This is a genomic window from Kocuria sp. CPCC 205297 (assembly GCF_040981035.1).
GTDB lineage: Bacteria > Actinomycetota > Actinomycetes > Actinomycetales > Micrococcaceae > Kocuria > Kocuria marina.
On sequence record NZ_JAVKPY010000001.1, the window covers coordinates 49,704 to 69,374 of the forward strand.

The following is a 19,671-nucleotide window of genomic DNA, read 5'->3' on the forward strand; positions in this document are numbered from 1 at the left end:
GTGAGCTCAGTCGGTCCCGCGCGCCTGTTCCCGCAGGATGTCGCGGGACCGATTCACGTCGTCGCGCATCTGGGACACGAGCGCGTCGATCCCCCGGTAGGCCACCATCCCGCGCAGGCGTTCCACGAATTCGACCACCACGGTCTGCCCGTAGAGGTCGAAGTCCTCCACGGCCTCGTCCGGGCGGTCGATCACGTGGGCCTCGACCTGGCGGTTCACACCGTCGAACGTGGGATTCGACCCCACGGAGATCGCCGTGGGCCAGCGGGTGCCGTCCTGGTCCACGAGCCAGCCCGCGTAGACCCCGTCCGCCGGGATGAACCCCGTGGCCTCGGGTGCCAGGTTGGCCGTGGGGAAGCCCAGTTCACGCCCGCGTGCGGCCCCATGCACCACTTCCCCGCGCATGCGGTGGTGCCGGCCGAGCAGTTTGGCAGCACCGCGGATGTCCCCCGCCTCGAGGCACGAGCGCACCCACGTGGACGAGCAGCGACGGTCGTCGCTCCAGCCCACCAGACCGTTGAGTGCATCCGTGTCCTCGGGGACCAGACCCGCGACGTCGTCCACGACCTCGACCTCGAAGCCGTGTTCACGGCCGAGCTCCCTGATCACCGGCAGGTCCCCCGTGTTGTCACGCCCGAGCCGGACGTCCGACCCGATCACGAGACACACCGCGCCCAGCGGTTTCACGAGGTAGTCGACCACGAACTCCTCGGGGCTCAGCTCGGAGAACTCGAGGCTGTACGGCAGCACGAGGACGGCGTCCACGCCTGTGGCCTCAAGGGCGTCGAGCTTGTCCTCGAGACCCATGATGAGTCCGGGGTGAGATTCGGGCCGGTGCACGAGAGCCGGGTGCGGATCGAAGGTCACGACCACGGAGCGGGCCTCGAGACGCCGGGAGGTCTCGAGCAGCCGCGCGAACACGTGTTGATGACCGCGGTGGACACCGTCGAAGTTGCCGATGCTCACCACGGAGGGACCGAATCCCGGGGTGACCTCGTCCAGGCTTCTCCAGCGAATCACTGTTCTCCTCGATGTCTTCTGCGTGGTCAGGGTGTGTGCGGGCGACGTCTAGAGCCTACCGCTCCGCCGGGAGGGCCGTGTCAGCCACAACCACACGAGCCCCACGATCGGGAGCACGAGCGGCACGTAGCCGTAGCCGGCACCGAAGTGGGACCACACGCTCGCCTTGGGGAACAACTGCGGTTCCAGGACACTGAGCAGGCCCACGCCCAGCACACCCGCGAGCTCCACGACCACGGCCACCGTGGCGACCCTGTGCCAGCTCGGACCGGACTTGGCCAAGGCGATCGTCGCCAGGACGTAGATCGCGGCGGAGATCGTGGACAGGATGATCGCGAGCGGGGCCGCGGAGAACTCGGTGGCGAGCTGGTAGAGCGAGCGCACCCCCGCGGAGAGCGAGAAGACGGCGTACACCACGATCAGCAGCCGCCCGAACCCCGAGTTCTTCCGGTCGGATCCCGCGCGGGGCCCTGACCGCCCGAAACGGTTCTGCAGCGTGGTGCGTGAGGGCTCAGCCATGCTCGTCCTTCCCCCGGCGGCCCGTCCCGGCCGCTGCGGCGTCACTGGTAGTAGTAGATGAAGTTCATGCGGTAGACCATCACGGCCACCACGGGACCGGCGGCGGCCAGGATAAGGGTGGACCACCGCGAGCGTTCCACGAGGGACCACACGAACGTCCCCGCGGGGATCAGCAGCGCCGTGAGCAAGTAGCCCCAGTACTCGAGCAGGCTCCCGGAGGGATCCGGACCCAGCACGGGCAGGAACACCGAGCCCACCGCGTAGACCAGCAGGAACGCCTCGAGCACGAGCACGGAACCCTGGGAGAAGTCGTCCGGCGCACGGCCGCGCGCGGCCTGCACGAGGCAGATCACGCACGAGAGCACACCCAGGACCACCGATGCCCAGAACCACCCGTCATAACCCCACAGCATCAGTCGTGCGTCCGTTCCGTTCGCTTGGTTCCGTCCTGTCCCGCTCCGGGGTCACCCGCCCCGGGTTTTTCCACGCCTGTATCATCCGGCGCCGCGGCAGCCGTGAACGTCACCCCCGCCGCGATCCCGAGCACCGACGTCGTGTATCGGCGGTAGGCGGGGCCGCGGTCCTCGGCGAGGGCCACGAGTGTCCCGTCCGGTGCGAAGCATGCGACGGGCAGCCCCGCCCGGAATCCCCCGGCCGGCTCGGATCCCGACGCCGCGGCGTCGCCGGCGGATGCATTGTCGCCGGCGCCTGCCCCGGAACGAGACGCGGCGCCGTCGACCTGCGACGCGCCGCCAGGATGAACCTGCTTCGCGGCGATCCTGCGCCCGTGCGACAGGTCCGTGGCCTCCCGGGCGGTGAGCTCGCGCACGGGAAACAGTCCGCGGGCGGCGTCGTCGATCGGCAGCGTCGAGACCGTGCCGCCGGCGTGCACCTGCTCCGTGAGCTCGTCGAGCGTGTGCGACTGCTCGAGCGTGAACGACCCCACGCGCGTGCGCCGCAGCGCCGTGAGGTGCCCGCCCACGCCCAGGGCCTCCCCGAGGTCGCGCGCGAGGGCGCGGATGTACGTCCCGGAGGAGCACGTCACGGTCGCATCGACATCCACCGCGGCGGGCTCAGCGTCGGTCGGCTCGCGGGAGATCCCGTGCACCGTGAACTCGTGGACGGTGACCGGTCGCGCGGGCAGCTCCACGTCCTCGCCCTTGCGCACGCGGGCGTACGAGCGCCGCCCGTCCACCTTGATCGCGCTGACCGCGGACGGGACCTGCTGGATCTCACCGGTCAGCTCGGCGACCGCGGCCAGGACGGCGTCGTCGGTGAGCGCGGCGAGCCGCTCGGGCGCGGCCGTGCTCGTGACGTCCCCCTCGGCGTCGTCGGTCACGGTCGCGGCACCCAGGCGGATGCTCGCCCGGTACGTCTTGTCCGTGCCCGTGACGTAGGTCAGCAGCTTGGTGGCCTTCTCGACCCCCACGACCAGCACGCCCGACGCCGCGGGGTCCAGCGTGCCCGCGTGACCCACCTTGCGGGTCCCCGCGAGGCGGCGCATGCGTGAGACGACGTCGTGCGAGGTCCAGCCGAGCGGTTTGTCCACGACGACGAGCCCGGCCACCCTCGGGAGCGAGGGTGCCGGGCTCGGGATCTGCTGGCGATCGGTCACCGGGTCAGTCCCGCGACCGGCTCTCGGGGGCTTCGTCATCCGCGTCGGACGTGCGGTAGGCGTCCTCCCCCGCGGCGTACTGAGCGCTCTGGGCCTGTTCAGCCACCTGGGCGTCCTTCTCACGCGCGGTGCGCAGCAGCGACTCGAGACGTGCGGCGTCCGCGGGGATCTCGTCCGCGACGAAGGTGAGCGTGGGGGTCAGGCGCGCGGTGATGTTCCTACCCACCTCGGAGCGCAGGATGCCCTTGGCGGACTCCAGGGCCCGCGCGGTCTCCTGACGCTGCGTCTCGTCCCCGTAGACGGTGTAGTACACGGTCGCATGCTGCAGGTCGTTGGTGACCCGCGCGTCCGTGACGGTCACGAAACCCACCCGGGGGTCCTTGATCCTGCGTTCGAGCGCCTGGGCCACGATCACCTTGATGCGATCGGCCAGTCGAGCGGCGCGGGCGGCGTCGGCCATGGTGGTACTCCTCGTGTCCGGGCAACGCCGGGGCGTTGCACTGTGCGGGGGTGGTGCGCCGTGGCGCGCCACCCGGTGCGATCCGCCCATCACGGAACGGATCGCGGTGCGGGCGGAGTGCCCGCGTGATCTCGTGGGAATCACACGGACACCCGGACCCGCTGTCACGTGGTCGCGGCCGGTGCGCTCGCGTGAGTGCACCGGCCGCGGGGACCCGTCAGTCGCGCGGCTTCTCGCGCATCTCCCAGGTCTCGATGAGGTCACCCTCGCGGATGTCGTTGAAGGAACCGAGTCCGATACCGCACTCGTAACCCTCGCGCACCTCGGTGGCGTCGTCCTTGAACCGGCGCAGCGAATCGATGGTGAGGTTGTCCTGTACCACGTTGCCGTCGCGCACCAGGCGGGCCTTGCCGTTGCGGCGCACCACACCCTTGGTGATGTACGCACCGGCGATGTTGCCCCACTTGGACGAGCGGAAGACCTCGCGGATCTCGGCGGTACCGAGCTCCACCTCCTCGTACTCCGGCTTGAGCATGCCCTTGAGCGCGCTCTCGACGTCGTCGATCGCGTTGTAGATCACGGAGTAGAACTTCATCTCCACGCCCTCGCGCTCGGCCAGGTCCGTCACGCGCTCGGCGGGACGAACGTTGAAGCCGATGATCACGGCGTTGTCCACCGTGGCCAGGTTGACGTCGTTCTGGGTGATCGCGCCCACGCCGCGGTGGATGACCCGCAGCTGGACCTCTTCGCCCACGTCGATCTTGAGCAGCGAGTCCTCGAGCGCCTCCACGGCACCGGACACGTCACCCTTGATGATGAGGTTGAGGGTATCGATCTTGCCCTCGGCCACGGCCTCGTCGAAGGACTCGAGCGTGATCCGCTTGCGGCGCTTGGCGAGTTGGGCATTGCGGTCCGCGGCCTCACGCTTCTCAGCGATCTGACGCGCGGTGCGCTCCTCCTGGGTGGCCAGGAACGTGTCACCCGCGCGCGGCACGGAGGACAGACCCAGCACCTGCACAGGGCGGGACGGCAGCGCCGCCTCCACGGTGCGGCCCATCTCGTCGAACATGGCACGCACGCGACCGTACGCGGCACCGGCCACGATCGAATCGCCCACGGTGAGGGTGCCGGACTGGACCAGCACGGTGCACACCGCGCCGCGGCCCTTGTCCAGGTTGGCTTCGATGGCGACGCCGCGGGCGTTCTTGTCCGGGTTCGCCTGCAGTTCCAGAGCGCCGTCCGCCGTGAGCACGATGGCGTCCAGCAAGTCGTCGATGTGCAGGTTCTCGCGGGCGGAGACGTCCACGAACATGGTGTCGCCGCCGTACTCCTCGGGCACCAGGCCGTACTCGGTGAGCTGACCGCGGATCTTCTCCGGGTTGGCGTCCGGCTTGTCGACCTTGTTCACGGCCACCACGATCGGCACGTTCGCCGCCTGGGCGTGGTTGAGTGCCTCGACGGTCTGCGGCATCACGCCGTCGTCCGCGGCGACCACGAGCACGGCGATGTCCGTGACCTGCGCACCACGGGCACGCATCGCGGTGAACGCCTCGTGACCCGGGGTGTCGATGAACGTGATGGGCCGTTCCTGACCGTCCACCTCGGTGGAGATCTGGTACGCACCGATGTGCTGGGTGATGCCGCCGGCCTCACCCTCGATCACCTTGGTGTTACGGATCGCGTCCAGCAGGCGGGTCTTACCGTGGTCCACGTGACCCATGACAGTGACCACCGGCGGGCGCGGTGCCAGGACGTCCTCGCCCTCAGCCTCCAGTTCCGCCTCGAGGTCGATGTCGAAGGACTCGAGCAGCTCGCGCTCCTCGTCCTCCGGGGAGACCACCTGGATCTGGTAGCCGAGCTCGGCACCCAGCAGCTGGAAGGTGTCCTCGTCCAGGGACTGGGTCTGCGTGGCCATCTCACCCAGGTGGATGAGCACGGTCACGAGCGACGCCGGGTTCGCGTTGATCTTCTCCGCGAAGTCCATGAGCGAGGCACCGCGGCGCAGCCGCACCACAGTGCTGCCGTCGCCGTGGGGAACCGACACGCCGCCGACGGCGGGTGCGCTCATCTGCTCGAGCTCCTGGCGCTTCGCCCGCTTCGACTTGCGGTGCTTGCCGCGGGCACCACCGCGACCGAAGGCACCTTGCGTGCCACCGCGGCCACCGCGGCCGCGGAAACCGCCGCCGCCACCGGTACCACCACCGCCGGCGCCACCACCGCGGCGGGGTCCCCCGCCGGGTGCCGGGCGGCTACCGATCGGGGCCACACCCGTGGTGTGACCGGGCATCATGTTCGGCGAGGGGCGGGGCCCACCGGGACGGGGGCCGCCCTGACCCGTTCGCGGTGCACCCGTACGGGGCGCACCGGGACGCGGGCCACCCTGGCCCGCCTGAGCGGGACGAGGGCCACCCGGACGGGGACCGCCGGGACGGGGTCCGCCCTGACCGGCATTGCTCGAACGCATCCCCTGCTGGGACGCGAACGGGTTGTTCCCCGGACGCGGTGCTCCGGGCTTGGCCGAGCGCTGCTGGCCGGGGCGCGGCGCACGCTGACCACCGTCGGAACCGCGGCCCATGCCCTGCTGGGACGCGAACGGGTTGTTCCCCGGACGCGGTGCGGACTGACCCGGCTTGACACTACCGGGCTTGGGGGCGTTGGCACGGGGGCCCGGGGTCGCCGCACTGCGCGGCGTGGCCGAGTCGGAGGCGGCGGGCTTGAAGGCAGCGGGCTTCGCGACCGGGGTCTCGGAGGCTTGGTGCTCGGACACCGGCTTCGCGGGGGCCTTGGGGGCACCCGGGGTCGGCGCGGCGGATCCGGCAGCGGGCTTGGCCGCGGCGTCGGAACCGGCGGGCTTGGACTGGACCCTGCCCCCGGGCTTGGGCACGGAGGACTTCTCCGCGGGCTTCCTGGCGCCCTGCTGCGCGGGCTTGCCGGAGTTGCCCCCGGCGGAATTCTTGGACTGGGCGGCGGAATCGCCGCCGGCGGGGTACGCCGAACGCAGTTTCTTGGCCACGGGCGGTTCCACCGTGGAGGACGCTCCGCGAACGAATTCGCCGAGTTCCTGAAGTTTGGAAATAGCTTCCTTGGACGTGATTCCGAGCTCTTTGGCGAGCTCGTGGACACGGGGCTTGGCCACTGTTCTCCTGTCTCGGTCCGCACCGAAACAGGTACGAACCGCTTATTTTCCGTTGACGTGGCCACCGGACGCACACGTGCGTCCCACGTGGCCGCGGGTTGAGTACTCGAAGGCACTCATCGGCCGGCACTCATTGGTTTTCCATGGGCTTCTGACTCGCTTTCCTGGTGTTCGTCCTCCTGCACCGGCAGGAGGACGCGCAGCTGTTGCTCGAGATCGTCCGTGGTCACGACGATACGGAACGAGCGATGGAACGCCCGTTTGCGCACCGCGGTGGCAACGCACTGCCGGGTGGCGTGCACCCAAGCTCCTCGGCCTCCCGCTCGGCGGTGAAGATCCGCCACGACCCGGGGGCCCTGTGGCGTGTCCTCCATCGTCACGCGGACGAGTTGATCAGGGGGGCTCACCTCTCGGCACCCCACACAGGTACGAAGACTGTTGACGCTCATCCCCGCTCCTCATGACCCGTCGTCCGGTTTTCAGGCGGCACGGAACCGCGCGGAAGGACGATGGTCGACCTGATCAGAGCAAAGTCTAGCGCGCCGCGCGGGATTCCCCCGAATCCTGGGGTTGTTCAGCGATCCGTCGCGCGGGATTCGGGGACGATGTCGATGCGCCACCCCGTAAGCCGCGCGGCCAGGCGGGCGTTCTGCCCCTCCTTGCCGATCGCGAGGGACAGCTGGGCGTCCGGGACGACGGCGCGCGCGGAGCGGGCACCCTCGTCCAGCACGTTCACCCGGGACACCCGCGCCGGGGACAGGGCGTTGCCAATGAACCGGGCGGGATCGTCCGAGTAGTCGATGATGTCGATCTTCTCGTCACCGAGCTCGTTCATCACCGCGCGCACGCGCGAACCCATGTCACCGATGCACGCGCCCTTGGCGTTGGCCCCGGGGCGCTTGGCGGCCACGGCCATCTTGGTGCGGTGCCCGGCCTCGCGCGCCAGGGTCACGATCTCCACGGAACCGTCCGCGATCTCGGGGACCTCCATCTCGAACAGTCGGCGCACCAGATCCGGGTGGGAGCGGGACAGCGTGATGGACGGGCCCTTGAACCCGCGCTTGGCCTCCACGACGAACGCGCGGATCCGCTGACCGTGCTCGTAGCGCTCCCCGGGGACCTGCTCGTGCGGCGGCAGCAGTCCCTCCACGGTGCCCAGGTTCACCTGGACCATCTTGGGGTTGTTGCCCTGCTGGATCTGACCGGAGACGAGTTCCCCCTCGCGGCCCTTGAAGTGACCCAGGACGTTGTCGTCCTCGACGTCGCGCAGCTTCTGCAGGATGACCTGGCGCGCGGTCGCGGCGGCGATACGACCGAAACCGGACGGGGTGTCGTCGAACTCGCCCACCCGCTCGTCGTTCTCGTCCAGCTCGGGAGCCCAGATGGTCACGTGTCCACTGCGACGATCGACCTCGGCCCGGGCGCCGTTGATGGCCCCGGGCGAGCGCATGTACGCGAGCAGCAGGGCCTGTTCGATCGTGGGGATCAGCACGTCCACGGGGATGTCGCGCTCGCGTTCCAGCAAGCGCAGGGTGCTCATGTCGATGTCCATGTGTCCGGCCTTCCTTCGCACCACGCGGGGGTTCCGCACCGTATTCGGGGCCGGGAACCAAACAGCGCGCCGCACGCGGGGTGCGGAGCGCTGCTGCATGGGTCTGTCTCGTGTTCTTGCGGCTATCGTACATCCCCGCGGGGACGTCAGATCTCCACCTCCACCTTGGCACCGCGCACGTCCGCGTAGGCCACGCGCTCGGGGTCCAGGTACTTCACCGGCATTCCCTTCTTGGGTTGGTGCCAGCGCTGGACCACGGCGTGGTCCTCGTGCGCCTCGAGCAGCCGCGCCGAGTAGCGCTCCCCCTCCGCGGGCCGGATCCGCACGAGGTGGCCCACGCTGCGCCGCCAGTGCCGCGGCGTCTCCAGGTCGCGCGTGGCCCCCGGCGAGGAGACCTCGAGTTCGTAGGGCGGGCCGGGCACGGGGTCGTCACGGTCCAGGGCGTCGGAGACCTGCCGCGCCACCTCCGCCACGCGGTCCAGGCTCAGAGAGTCTGTACCGTCCGGCAGGTCCACGAGCACGCGTAGCGTCCGGTTCCCGCCCTGGCCCGTGAACTCGCACTGTTCCAGGAAGAGCCCGGCGGCCTCGACCACCGGTTCCACGCTCGCGCGGATGCGCGCCTCGTCCACTGTCGTCATGTCCGTCCTCCTCGTGCGGCTCGCGGCGTCACCGCGCCGCGTTCGTCCTGCGTGCTGCTCCCTATCATGGAACAGACCCGTCCCCCGGAGGAATTCGTGAGTTCTCGCCCGCCCGCACCCCCCACCAGCGCCTGGCGCGTCCTGGCCGTGGCGCTCACCCTGGTCCTGGTGCTCGTGCTCGCCGCGGGTTTGTGGGCTCGTTGGCGTTCGTTGTCCGACGACGACGACGCACGCCTCGGCGCGCGCGCGACCGTCGCCTCCGTGCGCACAGACCTGCACCCCGATCCCTCGGTCCTTCCCGACGCCGTCCTGGCGGATCAGGAGGCCGCGTTCGGTCCGGCGGCAACTCCCTCCCAGGCCCGCCACCTCGAGGCACGCGGTACCGGGGTCCCGCCGAGTTCACTGGCCGACGCCGCAGCCCGGCTCGAGGACGTCGCCAGGACCTCGCCGAACGGGGAGCTGGCGGCCACCGCCGCGAGCGTCGCCGCGTCGTGGTGGGCGGCGGAGCCACTGCCGGCTGGCGCGGACCCCACCGCACGCCGAACAGAAGAGAGCGAGGCGGGTTCGGGGCCGGGTTCCCCCGCAACGTCGGACGGATCCGCAGGGGAACGGGACGGTGACGGCCCTGTCAGCGGAGCGGCATCGAAAGTACCCACCGAGGAAGGGGACGGCGGGGACACCGACGACGACGCGGCGTCGTCGTGCGAACCTGCGCAGCTCGCCGCGGTCACGGCCCTGGACCGTGCGCGGTTCACCGCCGAGGCGGCCGCTGCGCGGATCCCGGCCGACGCCGCACAGAGGGGCACCATGGACGCGGTCACGGACACGCTCGATGCCACGCTGCGTGAGCCGGCGGTGACTCCGATGTTGTCGTGCGATCCCGCACCCGTCGCGGGCGGTCACGTCCTGCCCGCCGGCTTCGCGGAGGACCCCACCCGAGCGGTGGGCGGGACACTGCGCGAGGCGAGCGCCGCGCTCGTGTCCGCCGTGGGGGCGTCGTCGCCCGAGGACCGGGAGTGGCTGCTCACGGGGCTGCTGGAGACGGCCGTCGCAGCGCAGCACCTGGACCCCGAACACCCGGTGCCCGCCCTGCCGGGGAGGGACTGACGCGCGGCGCACGCGCCGGTCAGCGACCTGTGAGGACGTCCCACCCGAGCTTGGCGATCAACACCGTGACCACCGTGAAGAAGACCACGCGGATGAACGCGCTGCCCCGGGCCACCGCGGTGCGCGCGCCGATGTAAGCCCCGGCCACGTTGCTGAGCCCGAGCACGAGACCCAGCCCCCACAGGACGGAACCGTGCGCGGCGAAGACCGCGATGGCGCCGATGTTCGTGGCCAGGTTGACGATCTTGGCCTTCGCGCTCGCCGCGAGGAAGCTGTAGCCCAGTAACGATACGAGCCCGATGATCAGGAACGACCCCGTTCCCGGGCCCATGACGCCGTCGTAGAAACCGATCAGGGCGCCCAGCGCGACAGCCAGTCCGTAGTGCCGCGCGCCGGTGTGTCGCAGCGCGGTCAGCTGACCCATGGACGGCTTGGCCACCGTGATCACGAGCACGGCGATCAGCGCGAGCACGATGATCGGCTTGAACACCGCGGCCGGGAGTGCGGCGGCCACGGCCGCACCCGCCCCCGACGCGACGAGGGCCACGACGGCCATGGGCAGCGCGGTGCGCAGGTCCGGGTGGACGCGACGGTAGAACGTCACCGCGGACGTGGTCGTGCCGAAGACCGAGCCCATCTTGTTCGTCGCGAGCGCCTGGACCGGGGTGATGCCCGGGATCAGCAGCATCACGGGCAGTTGGAGCAACCCTCCACCGCCCACCACGGCGTCGATGAACCCCGCGGCGAAACCGGTGAGCACCAGCAGCATGACGAAGCCGGAGGCGGCGGAGTCCAGACCGGAGCCCGCGAGGGAGGACAGGTCCATGACGGAACACCCGGGCCAGGACTACAGGGTGTCGTCCGCGGGGGTGTCCGATCCGCGCAGTTCGGCGGTGAGTTCGGCAACCACGTCCTCGCGCGCGATGTCCCGGGACTGCCCGCTGCGGCGGTCCTTGAGCTCGAGCATCCCGTCCTTGAGCCCGCGGCCCACCACGAGCACGGTGGGTACGCCCAGCAGCTCGGCGTCGCCGAACTTCACACCCGGGGAGACCTTGGGACGGTCGTCGAACAGGACGCTGATCCCGGCGTCCTCGAGGTGCGCGACGATCTCCTCCGCGGCCTCGAGCACTTCCGTGCCCTTGCCCGTGGCGACCACGTGGACGTCCGCGGGGCTGAGGTCGCGCGGCCACAACAGGCCCTTGTCGTCGTGGTAGAACTCCGCCACGGCCGCGAGCGCGCGGGTCACGCCCACACCGTAGGAGCCCATGGTCACGGTCACGAGCTTGCCGTTGCTGTCCAGCACCCTGAGCCCGAGGGCATCGGCGTACTTGCGCCCGAGCTGGAAGACGTGGCCCATCTCCATGCCACGCGCGATCTCGAGGGGCCCGGAACCGTCCGGTGCGGGGTCCCCGTCACGCACCGTGCAGGCCTCGATGGTGCCGTCCCACGAGAAGTCGCGCTCGGCGACCAGGTGGTAGACGTGGGTCTCGGCCACGTTCGCGCCGGTGATCCACGAGGTGCCCGGCACCACGCGGGGGTCCACGAAGTACGGGATGCCCGTGCGGGACTCGGAACCGAGCAGGGCGTCGTCGCGGCTCAGACCCGGACCGATGTAGCCCTTGACGAGTTCGGGCACGGCACGCAGCTCGTCCTCGGTCGCGGCGGCGACCTCGAGTTCACCGCCCTGTCCGAGGGCCTCACCGATCCCGGCTTCCACGCGCTTGAGGTCCACGTCGCGGTCCCCGGGAACGCCCACGGCCACGAGCTGACGCTTACCACCGGGCAACGAGACGGACAGCACGACGTTCTTGAGCGTGTCCGCGGCGGTCCACGGCTCGCCTTCGCGGGGGTGCAACTCGTTGGAGCGCTCCACAAGCGTCTCGATCGTGGGGCTCGCGGGGGTACGGTGCACTTGGGCCGCGGGAGCGTCCGCGTAGTCGATTGGCTCCGGGACCACCGTCGTCACGGCCTCCACGTTCGCGGCGTAGCCTCCAGCCGAGCGCACGAAGGTGTCCTCACCCACGGACGAGGGGTGCATGAACTCCTCGGACCGGGATCCGCCCATGGCCCCCGAGGTCGCGGACACGGCTACGACCGGCAGGCCGAGGCGTTCGAAGATCCGCACGTACGCCGCGCGGTGCTTGGCGTAGGACTCGTCCAACCCCGCGTCGTCGATGTCGAACGAGTAGGAGTCCTTCATGATGAACTCCCGCCCGCGCAGCAGACCCGCGCGGGGGCGGGCTTCGTCCCGGTACTTGGTCTGGATCTGGTACAGCGAGACCGGGAGGTCCTTGTAGGACGAGTAGAGATCCTTCACGAGCAGCGTGAACATCTCCTCGTGCGTGGGCGCGAGCAGGTAGTCCGCGCCCTTGCGGTCCTGCAGCCGGAAGAGGTTCTCACCGTACTCGGTCCAGCGGTTGGTGGCCTCGTAGGGTTCGCGCGGCAACAGCGCCGGGAAGTGCACCTCCTGGGCGCCGATCGCGTTCATCTCCTCGCGCACGATCCGCTCGACCTTCCCCAGGACGTTCAGCCCCAGGGGCAACCACGTGTAGATCCCGGGCGCCGCGCGGCGGATGTACCCGGCGCGCACCAGGAGCTTGTGGCTGTCCACGTCTGCGTCCACGGGGTCTTCGCGCAGCGTGCGCAGGAACAAGGAACTCAGGCGAAGGGGCATGAAGGGATCCTATCCACCCGTGAAGGGATCGATCGAAGCGGCGGGTATCCCCGCGAGTCTATCGCTGCGCGGCACCGGCGCACGCCGGGCCCGGGGGCTCACAGGAGGACCGTGGCGAAATCCCCGTGCCGCCGGAAACCCACTCGGCGGTATGTGGCCAGGGCGGGTGCGTTGAACGAGTTCACGTAGAGGCTCACGGTCGGGACATACTGCCGGGCGAGCGCCACGGTCGCGGCCATACACGGCACGGCCAGTCCCCTCCCCCGGTGCTCGGGGTCCACCCACACACCCTGGATCTGACACACGGACCCGTGCAGCGACCCGATGTCCGCCTTGAAGATCACGGTGCCGTGCTCGTCGGTGAGCACCGCGGTCCTGCGATCGCGCACGAGGGAGCGCACTCGCTGGCGGTAACCCTCCGCCCCGGTGGTGAAGGGGGAGTACCCCACTTCCTCGGTGAACATGGCCGCGGCCGCGGGCAGCACGCGAGGGAAGTCCTCGTCCTGCGCCCATCGCACATCGCGGGCGGGCCCCGTGAACAACCCGGGTGCGGGATCACGGTCCATCACGAGCAGCGGTTGCACGGGACGGACGTCGAAGGGTTCGGGCCACGTGTCCCGCAATCTTTCCCACAGTCCGAGCACGGGATCGGCGGGACCGAAGAACGAGGCGAAGCGGGGGCCGCCGCGGGCCAGGACGTCCGCGACGAGGTCCGTCCCGGTCTCGTCGAGCACCACGGGTACCACGTTGGTTCCCGCCCAGCACGCGCCCACGAGCTCGCCGGAGGAGTCCACCACACCGATCACGGGCGGCTGCCGCCGACCGCGGGCGGCCCGGATCCGGGCCACGTGCGCCGCGACGAACACCCCGGACACCGCGTGCCGCGCCAGCAGGCGGTCCAGTGCCGACTGGTTCACGGCGGCGGGTGAGAGCACCCGCGGGGCGCGGCGCAGGATCACCCGGCGGTCACAACCGGCGCACCCTCGACCGGCTGGCCGTTCTCGTCCAATTCCATGCTCTCGGCCATCTCATTGGCCTGGGCGAGCAGGGTCTCCACGATCTGGTCCTCGGGAACGGTCTTGATGACCTCACCGCGCACGAAGATCTGGCCCTTACCGTTGCCCGAGGCCACGCCCAGGTCCGCTTCGCGGGCTTCCCCCGGGCCGTTGACGACGCAGCCCATCACGGCCACGCGCAGCGGCACGGTCAGGTGGGCCAGGCCCTCGTTGACCTCCTCGGCGAGCTTGTAGACGTCCACCTGCGCGCGCCCGCACGAGGGGCACGAGACGATCTCGAGCTTGCGCGGGCGCAGCCCAAGCGACTGCAGGATCTGATTGCCCACCTTGACCTCTTCGACCGGAGGCGCGGACAGGGACACGCGGATGGTGTCCCCGATGCCCTGACCGAGCAGGATGCCGAAGGCGGTCGCGGACTTGACGGTGCCCTGCAGTGCCGGGCCGGCCTCCGTGACACCCAGGTGCAGCGGCCAGTCCCCGCGCTCGGCGAGCAACTGGTAGGCGCGCACCATGGTCACGGGGTCGTTGTGCTTGACGGAGATCTTGAAGTCGTGGAAGTCGTGCTCCTCGAACAGCGAGGCTTCCCACACGGCGGACTCCACGAGCGCCTCCGGGGTGGCCTTGCCGTACTTCTGCAGCAGGCGCTTGTCCAGGGAGCCCGCGTTCACGCCGATCCGGATGGACACGCCCGCGGCCTCCGCCGCACGGGAGATGCCCTCGATCTGGTCGTCGAACTTGCGGATGTTGCCCGGGTTCACGCGCACACCGGCGCACCCGGCGTCGATCGCGGCGTAGACGTACTTGGGCTGGAAGTGGATGTCCGCGATCACCGGGATCGGGGACTTCATGGCGATGATGGGCAGGGCGTCGGCGTCGTCCTGGGACGGGCACGCCACGCGCACGATGTCGCAACCGGCGGCGTTGAGCTCGGCGATCTGCTGCAGCGTGGCGTTGATGTCCGTGGTGGGGGTCGTGGTCATCGACTGGACGCTGATCGGGTGCTCCGACCCCACACCCACCGAACCCACCTGGATCTGGCGGGTCTTGCGCCGGGGCGAGAGCACCGGCTGGGGCGCGGCGGGCATACCGAGATTGACCGAGGTCACGAATTGCCTCCCAAGGAAGTGGCGTCCGGGGCCCGTGACGCGCGCCCCGCGATGTTGCACTGTCCATTGTGCCCCACTCCTCCCACGTGCTACAGCCGCACGTGATGCGCCGAACACGACGCCGCCCCCGGAATGTTCCGGGGGCGGCGTCGCCATGGTATGGGGCGCGTGAGCGTCAGCGGCGCATGATCCTGCGCGCGAGCCAGTTGCCGAAGAACTGCACGAGCTGGACCAGGATGATGATCACGATCACTGCGGCCCACGTGACCTGGTCGTTGAAGCGTTGGTAGCCCAGGCGCAACGCGAAGTCACCCAGACCGCCGGCACCGATCGCACCGGCCATCGCGGACATGTCCGTGATGCCGATGACCAGGAACGTGTACCCCAGCACGAGCGGGCCGAGCGCCTCCGGCAGGATCACCGTGGTGATGATCTTCCAGCGCGAGACCCCCATGGACCGCGCGGCCTCGATCACCCCGGGATCCACCGTCATGAGGTTCTGCTCCACGATGCGGGCCACCGCGAACGTAGCGCCGATGGTCATGGTGAAGATCGCGGCGTTGGGGCCCAGGCGCGTGCCCACGACCGATTCCGTGACCTGACCCAGGGCGGCCAGCAGGATGATGAACGGGATGGGACGCACGAAGTTCACCAGGAGGTTCAGCGCGGTGAACAGTGGACCGTTCTCCAGGATGCTGCCCCGCCGGGTCACGTAGAGCCCCATGCCCACGGCCAGGCCGATGAGCCCGGCCAGCACGAGGGTCACGGAGACCATATACAGCGTCTGCCCGGTTGCGTCCAGCAACTGCGGGCCCAGAGCAGACCACTCCATCACTCACTCACCTCCCGCACCGTGGTGACGGCGCGCAGACTCTCGACGGCGCGGTCCACGGACTCGTCCGAACCGGTCAGGGACAGCGTGAGCGTTCCGAAGGACTGTGACTGCAGGATGGAGATCCCCCCGAAGGCGATGTTGAAGCTGACACCGTCACGGGCGGCGTCCGAGAGCACGTCCCCGATCTGGTTCTGGTCGGTGACGTCCACCAGCACGAGCCGCCCGGGGTGTTCCCGGCGCAGCTTCTCGATCTCGTCCGCGCGCGGCACGGTGCGCGTGACCGAGGAGACGAACTTGCGCGTGGTCTGCGCCCGCGGGTGGGCGAAGACCTCCGCGGTGGTCCCGGTCTCCACCACACGACCGCTGTCCATCACGGCCACGCGGTCCGCGGTGGCCCGCACCACGTCCATCTCGTGGGTGATCAACACGATGGTGATCCCCAGCTCACGGTTGACGCGCTTGAGCAGACCCAGTACCTCCTGGGTGGTCTCCGGGTCCAACGCCGAGGTGGACTCGTCCGCGAGCAGCAGTTCGGGATTGCTCGCGAGCGCGCGGGCGATCCCCACGCGCTGCTTCTGACCACCCGAGAGCTGCTCGGGGTAGTTCCCGGCGCGCTCGGTCAAGCCCACGAACTCCAACAGTTCCGCGACCCGCGCCTTGCGTTCCTCGGGCTTCCACCCGGCACGCTTGAGCGGGTACTCGATGTTGCCCGCCACGGTGCGTGACGTGAACAGGTTGAACTGCTGGAAGATCATCCCGATCTTGCGGCGGATGGGCGCCAGCTGGGACTCGCTGCGCCCGTCCACACGGCTACCGGCGACCTCGAGCGTCCCGGACGAGATCGGTTCCAGGCCGTTGATCAGCCGCACGAGGGTGGACTTGCCCGCCCCCGAGTAGCCGATCACCGCGAAGATCTCACCGCGGCGGATGTCCAGGTCCACGGAGTCCACCGCGGTCACGGTGTGCGGGCGGCGTTTGGACCCCGTGACGAAGACCTTGCTCACGTCCCGGAAACTGACCAGGGTGTCCGCCGTGGCGGACGGGCTCACTTGGTCTGCTCCTTGAGGTCCTGCGAGTAGCGGGCCAGCAAGTCCTTGAGCTCCTGCTGATCCACCTTGGTGGGCACTGCGGTGCCCTTGGTCTCGGTCTTCTCCGCGTCCTGGACCTTGTCGTCGTAGTAGAAGCTCGCGACCTTCTTCAGGGTCTCGTTGTCCGCGTTCGCCTCGGTCGCGGCGAAGAGGTTGTCGTACACCTTGGCACTGTCCGCGGTGGGATCGTCCTGAGCCAGCGCGGACTTGGGATCGATGTTCGCGCGGTCCAGGAAGTCGTTGTTGACCACGGAGGCGGCCACGGAGTCCATGGACAGCACGGTCTGCTCGGCGGAGACCGGGCGGACCGTGACCTTGGACTTGGCGGTGTCGATGTCCTGCTCGGTGGGGGCGATCGTGTCCTTGGTGAACTCCACGAGACCCTGCTGGTGCAAGAGGTTCAAGGCGCGGGACAGGTTGATCGAGTCGTTCGGCACGGCGATCTCGTCACCCTGCTTGAAGTCGCCCACGGATTTCACGCTCTTGGAGTACAGCCCCAGCGGGAAGATGGACGTGGAGCCCACGGGAGTGATGGTGTCCCCGGAGTTGTTGTTGTAATCGGCGAGGTACGCGATGTGCTGGAACCAGTTCATGTCGATGTCACCGCTCTTCAGAGCGGGGTTCGGCTGGCTGTAGTCACTGAAGTCCACGTACTCGACCGTGATGTCGTTGTCCGCGGCGACCTGCTTCAACGCGTCTTGCACGGGGGTCGAGCCCACGATCCCGACGGTGATCTTGCCGTCCGCGGCCGGGTCCGAGTTGTCGGAGCCGCCGCCGCACGCGGTGAGGGTGAGGCCCAGGGTGGTGGCCAACACGACGGGAATCAAACGCTTGGTTCGCATGATCATGCCTTTCCAGGGTTCTGTGACGGGGACTCGCGGGGCGAACAGTCCCCCCTGGATGAGGGCTCACGGGACGGGCACGTGCTGATTTCCGGGGAACCGCACTTGCCGTGATCTGTTGCAACCGCGACCGGATGGTCATCTGGGGCACCCCGCTACGGGAGAGGGTTGCCGTCCGGCCAGCCAGAGCTACGCGCCGGATCTCGTCATCCACCCGGAATTCTAGCACGGCCCTGCCATGGGCCGACGACCGCAGGAAGGGCCCTATGCCATCCCGGCGATACGTTCGTCCGCGCGGGCCCGGGCCCACTCCTCCGCCCCCAGGACGTCCTCGAGGGTGGGCCGCGTGACGCCGTCGTGATCCTCCAGCACACGCTCGACCATGTCCACGATCTGCGTGAAGCCGAGCGCCCCGCGGTGGAACGCGTGCACGGCCTGCTCGTTGGCGGCGTTGAACACCGCGGGCCACGTCCCGCCGCGCGAACCCGCGTGCTTCATGAGCTCCACGGCGGGGAACGCCTGCGAATCGAGCGGTTCGAACGTCCACTGTGCGGCCCGGGTCCAGTCGCACCCCGCGGCGGCGCCGGTCACGCGGTGGGGCCAGCCGATTCCGAGCGCGATGGGCAGGCGCATGTCCGGCGGGGACGCCTGCGCCAGGGTGGATCCGTCCACGAACTCCACCATGGAGTGCACGACCGATTGCGGATGCACGGTGACGTCGATCCGGTCCAGGGGGACGTCGAACAGTAGGCTCGCCTCGAGCACCTCCAGTGCCTTGTTGACCATGGTCGCGGAGTTCGTGGTGACCATGACCCCCATGTCCCACGTGGGGTGCTGCAGGGCCTGTTCGGGTGTCACCCGCGTGAGCTGCTCGCGCGTCATGCCGCGGAACGGTCCGCCGGACGCCGTGAGCACGAGCCGGCGCACCTCGGAGGCCGTCCCGGAGCGCAGGGCCTGGGCGATCGCCGAGTGTTCGGAGTCCACGGGGATCAGCGCGTCCTGGAGGCCCGTGTCCACCGCGGCGCGCAACACGAGCGGACCGCCCGCGATCAGGGACTCCTTGTTCGCGAGCGCCACCCGCCGACCCGCTCCCAGCGCCGCCAGGGTGGGTGCGAGCCCGATGCTCCCGGTGATCCCGTTCAGCACGAGGTCCGAATCCTCCCACTGCGCGATCCGGGTTGCAGCGTCCGGCCCATACAGGACCTCGGGTGCCGCCGATGACGCCGCGCGTGACCGGTCCGCGATCAGCTCACGCAACCGGGCGGCGTCGTCCGCCGTACCGCTCGTGCCCACCGCACGGACACCGAACGTCACGGCCTGCTGAGCGAGCAGCTCGAGGTGACCCGCGCCCGCGGCGAGCGCCACGACCTCGAAGGGCTCGTGGGTGGCATCCCAGACGGGCCGGCGCAGCCCCGCGGCCTCGGACACGACGTCGAGCGCCTGCGTCCCGATGGATCCCGTGGACCCCAGGATCACGAGGCGCCGGGGGGCCTGCCGGGTGGCGGAGTCGAGATCGGGGGTCATGCCGGTGGAGGAAGTCATGACCCCAGTATCGCGTGAGCGCCGCACCCCGCACGCACGACACCGAGCACACGACTCCGGACGCACGACACGGGAGATACGACAAGGGCGCCACCCGGAGGTGACGCCCTTGTGTGGAAGGCCCGTTCAGGACCCGCAGATGATTCAGCGACGGCGGCCGACGACGGCGCCGTAGATGAGCAGCACGATGATCGCGCCGATCACGGACGTGATGATCGTGCCGATGCTGAAGCTGTTGATCCCGTCGCTCAGGCCGGGGATGAAGCTACCCAGCCAGCCGCCCAGGAAGGCCCCCACGATGCCGAGGATGATGGTGACGATGATCCCGCCACCCTGCTTGCCCGGAAGGATCAGCTTGGCGAGCGCGCCGGCGATCAGACCGAGGATGATCCAGCTAATGATGCCCATTTCTCCACCTCTGGTTCTCGTTGTGCGCGTTTGCGGTGTTCCGCAACCGCATGTGGTCAGCGAACTGGTTCACAGTGTAGTACCAGACACCAACGCTACACGGGCCGCCGCGT

Annotated in this window: 19 protein-coding genes and 1 riboswitch; of the genes, 1 reads left to right on the forward strand and 18 read right to left on the reverse strand. The window is 69.6% G+C overall.

The features are described from left to right. Positions 1-6: 6 nt before the first annotated feature. The 9 genes from RF650_RS00270 to rimP form a co-directional block, all read right to left on the reverse strand. Complete coding sequence (locus RF650_RS00270) at positions 7-1,020, reverse strand: bifunctional riboflavin kinase/FAD synthetase (RefSeq protein ID WP_131333207.1); 1,014 nt, start codon at positions 1,018-1,020, stop codon at positions 7-9. Positions 1,021-1,068: 48 nt separating this feature from the next. Continuing rightward, positions 1,069-1,539, reverse strand: coding sequence for a hypothetical protein (locus RF650_RS00275; protein WP_207387838.1), 471 nt, complete (start codon positions 1,537-1,539; stop codon positions 1,069-1,071). Between the two features lie 41 nt (positions 1,540-1,580). Further along, a complete protein-coding gene (locus tag RF650_RS00280) occupies positions 1,581-1,952 on the reverse strand; it encodes a hypothetical protein (RefSeq protein ID WP_131333208.1) in 372 nt (123 codons plus the stop codon). After that, positions 1,952-3,154, reverse strand: a complete 1,203-nt coding sequence (truB, locus tag RF650_RS00285; RefSeq protein ID WP_368813798.1) for a tRNA pseudouridine(55) synthase TruB — start codon at positions 3,152-3,154, stop codon at positions 1,952-1,954. The genes RF650_RS00280 and truB overlap by 1 nt, the downstream gene beginning before the upstream one ends. 4 nt (positions 3,155-3,158) lie before the next feature. Continuing rightward, positions 3,159-3,614 (reverse strand): 30S ribosome-binding factor RbfA, encoded by a 456-nt coding sequence (gene rbfA / locus RF650_RS00290; RefSeq protein ID WP_368813799.1) that lies wholly within the window; start codon positions 3,612-3,614, stop codon positions 3,159-3,161. A gap of 217 nt (positions 3,615-3,831) precedes the next feature. Beyond that, entirely contained in the window at positions 3,832-6,750 is a 2,919-nt protein-coding gene (gene infB / locus RF650_RS00295) for a translation initiation factor IF-2 (protein WP_368813800.1), read from the reverse strand. A gap of 116 nt (positions 6,751-6,866) precedes the next feature. Beyond that, a complete protein-coding gene (locus RF650_RS00300; RefSeq protein WP_368813801.1) occupies positions 6,867-7,199 on the reverse strand; it encodes a YlxR family protein in 333 nt (110 codons plus the stop codon). A 125-nt stretch (positions 7,200-7,324) separates the two neighbouring features. Then, positions 7,325-8,302 carry a transcription termination factor NusA gene (gene nusA, locus RF650_RS00305; protein WP_064845967.1) on the reverse strand — a complete coding sequence of 326 codons (978 nt, stop codon included), beginning with the start codon at positions 8,300-8,302 and terminating at the stop codon, positions 7,325-7,327. Between the two features lie 146 nt (positions 8,303-8,448). Next, positions 8,449-8,940, reverse strand: coding sequence for a ribosome maturation factor RimP (gene rimP, locus RF650_RS00310; protein WP_131333213.1), 492 nt, complete (start codon positions 8,938-8,940; stop codon positions 8,449-8,451). Between the two features lie 96 nt (positions 8,941-9,036). Between rimP and RF650_RS00315 the strand changes: the two genes are divergently transcribed. Beyond that, positions 9,037-10,047, forward strand: coding sequence for a hypothetical protein (locus RF650_RS00315; RefSeq protein ID WP_368813802.1), 1,011 nt, complete (start codon positions 9,037-9,039; stop codon positions 10,045-10,047). A 19-nt stretch (positions 10,048-10,066) separates the two neighbouring features. Here the strand turns inward: RF650_RS00315 and RF650_RS00320 are convergent, their stop codons facing one another. The 9 genes from RF650_RS00320 to RF650_RS00360 form a co-directional block, all read right to left on the reverse strand. Beyond that, positions 10,067-10,873 carry a TSUP family transporter gene (locus RF650_RS00320; RefSeq protein ID WP_368813803.1) on the reverse strand — a complete coding sequence of 269 codons (807 nt, stop codon included), beginning with the start codon at positions 10,871-10,873 and terminating at the stop codon, positions 10,067-10,069. A 21-nt stretch (positions 10,874-10,894) separates the two neighbouring features. Beyond that, positions 10,895-12,721 carry a proline--tRNA ligase gene (locus RF650_RS00325; RefSeq protein ID WP_368813804.1) on the reverse strand — a complete coding sequence of 609 codons (1,827 nt, stop codon included), beginning with the start codon at positions 12,719-12,721 and terminating at the stop codon, positions 10,895-10,897. A gap of 98 nt (positions 12,722-12,819) precedes the next feature. Continuing rightward, positions 12,820-13,680, reverse strand: coding sequence for a DUF4081 domain-containing GNAT family N-acetyltransferase (locus RF650_RS00330; protein WP_131333217.1), 861 nt, complete (start codon positions 13,678-13,680; stop codon positions 12,820-12,822). Continuing rightward, positions 13,677-14,843: a flavodoxin-dependent (E)-4-hydroxy-3-methylbut-2-enyl-diphosphate synthase gene (gene ispG, locus RF650_RS00335; RefSeq protein WP_035963522.1), complete on the reverse strand. Its 1,167-nt coding sequence runs from the start codon at positions 14,841-14,843 to the stop codon at positions 13,677-13,679. The genes RF650_RS00330 and ispG overlap by 4 nt, the downstream gene beginning before the upstream one ends. Positions 14,844-15,018: 175 nt before the next feature. Beyond that, entirely contained in the window at positions 15,019-15,675 is a 657-nt protein-coding gene (locus RF650_RS00340) for a methionine ABC transporter permease (RefSeq protein WP_035963525.1), read from the reverse strand. Then, positions 15,675-16,727: a methionine ABC transporter ATP-binding protein gene (locus RF650_RS00345; protein ID WP_311253927.1), complete on the reverse strand. Its 1,053-nt coding sequence runs from the start codon at positions 16,725-16,727 to the stop codon at positions 15,675-15,677. Before RF650_RS00345 ends, RF650_RS00340 begins: the two co-directional genes overlap by 1 nt. Continuing rightward, the gene (locus RF650_RS00350) at positions 16,724-17,608 is read right to left on the reverse strand and encodes a MetQ/NlpA family ABC transporter substrate-binding protein (protein ID WP_064845993.1); all 885 of its coding nucleotides are present in this window, start codon (positions 17,606-17,608) and stop codon (positions 16,724-16,726) included. Before RF650_RS00350 ends, RF650_RS00345 begins: the two co-directional genes overlap by 4 nt. Positions 17,609-17,704: 96 nt before the next feature. Then, positions 17,705-17,819: riboswitch (SAM riboswitch) on the reverse strand. A 53-nt stretch (positions 17,820-17,872) separates the two neighbouring features. After that, the gene (gene dxr, locus RF650_RS00355; RefSeq protein WP_165489853.1) at positions 17,873-19,132 is read right to left on the reverse strand and encodes a 1-deoxy-D-xylulose-5-phosphate reductoisomerase; all 1,260 of its coding nucleotides are present in this window, start codon (positions 19,130-19,132) and stop codon (positions 17,873-17,875) included. A 162-nt stretch (positions 19,133-19,294) separates the two neighbouring features. Beyond that, the gene (locus RF650_RS00360) at positions 19,295-19,558 is read right to left on the reverse strand and encodes a GlsB/YeaQ/YmgE family stress response membrane protein (RefSeq protein ID WP_035963529.1); all 264 of its coding nucleotides are present in this window, start codon (positions 19,556-19,558) and stop codon (positions 19,295-19,297) included. Positions 19,559-19,671 lie beyond the last annotated feature (113 nt).

What these genes read in the sequence shown, in the direction of transcription:
- RF650_RS00275 (WP_207387838.1), bottom strand. Translation starts at nt 1,539, where the DNA reads ATGGCTGAGCCCTCACGCACCACGCTGCAGAACCGTTTCGGGCGGTCA.
- RF650_RS00280 (WP_131333208.1), bottom strand. Translation starts at nt 1,952, where the DNA reads ATGCTGTGGGGTTATGACGGGTGGTTCTGGGCATCGGTGGTCCTGGGT.
- RF650_RS00300 (WP_368813801.1), bottom strand. Translation starts at nt 7,199, where the DNA reads ATGAGCGTCAACAGTCTTCGTACCTGTGTGGGGTGCCGAGAGGTGAGC.
- RF650_RS00340 (WP_035963525.1), bottom strand. Translation starts at nt 15,675, where the DNA reads ATGGAGTGGTCTGCTCTGGGCCCGCAGTTGCTGGACGCAACCGGGCAG.
- RF650_RS00325 (WP_368813804.1), bottom strand. Translation starts at nt 12,721, where the DNA reads ATGCCCCTTCGCCTGAGTTCCTTGTTCCTGCGCACGCTGCGCGAAGAC.
- rimP (WP_131333213.1), bottom strand. Translation starts at nt 8,940, where the DNA reads ATGACGACAGTGGACGAGGCGCGCATCCGCGCGAGCGTGGAACCGGTG.
- dxr (WP_165489853.1), bottom strand. Translation starts at nt 19,132, where the DNA reads ATGACCCCCGATCTCGACTCCGCCACCCGGCAGGCCCCCCGGCGCCTC.
- nusA (WP_064845967.1), bottom strand. Translation starts at nt 8,302, where the DNA reads ATGGACATCGACATGAGCACCCTGCGCTTGCTGGAACGCGAGCGCGAC.
- RF650_RS00360 (WP_035963529.1), bottom strand. Translation starts at nt 19,558, where the DNA reads ATGGGCATCATTAGCTGGATCATCCTCGGTCTGATCGCCGGCGCGCTC.
- rbfA (WP_368813799.1), bottom strand. Translation starts at nt 3,614, where the DNA reads ATGGCCGACGCCGCCCGCGCCGCTCGACTGGCCGATCGCATCAAGGTG.
- RF650_RS00350 (WP_064845993.1), bottom strand. Translation starts at nt 17,608, where the DNA reads ATGCGAACCAAGCGTTTGATTCCCGTCGTGTTGGCCACCACCCTGGGC.
- RF650_RS00320 (WP_368813803.1), bottom strand. Translation starts at nt 10,873, where the DNA reads ATGGACCTGTCCTCCCTCGCGGGCTCCGGTCTGGACTCCGCCGCCTCC.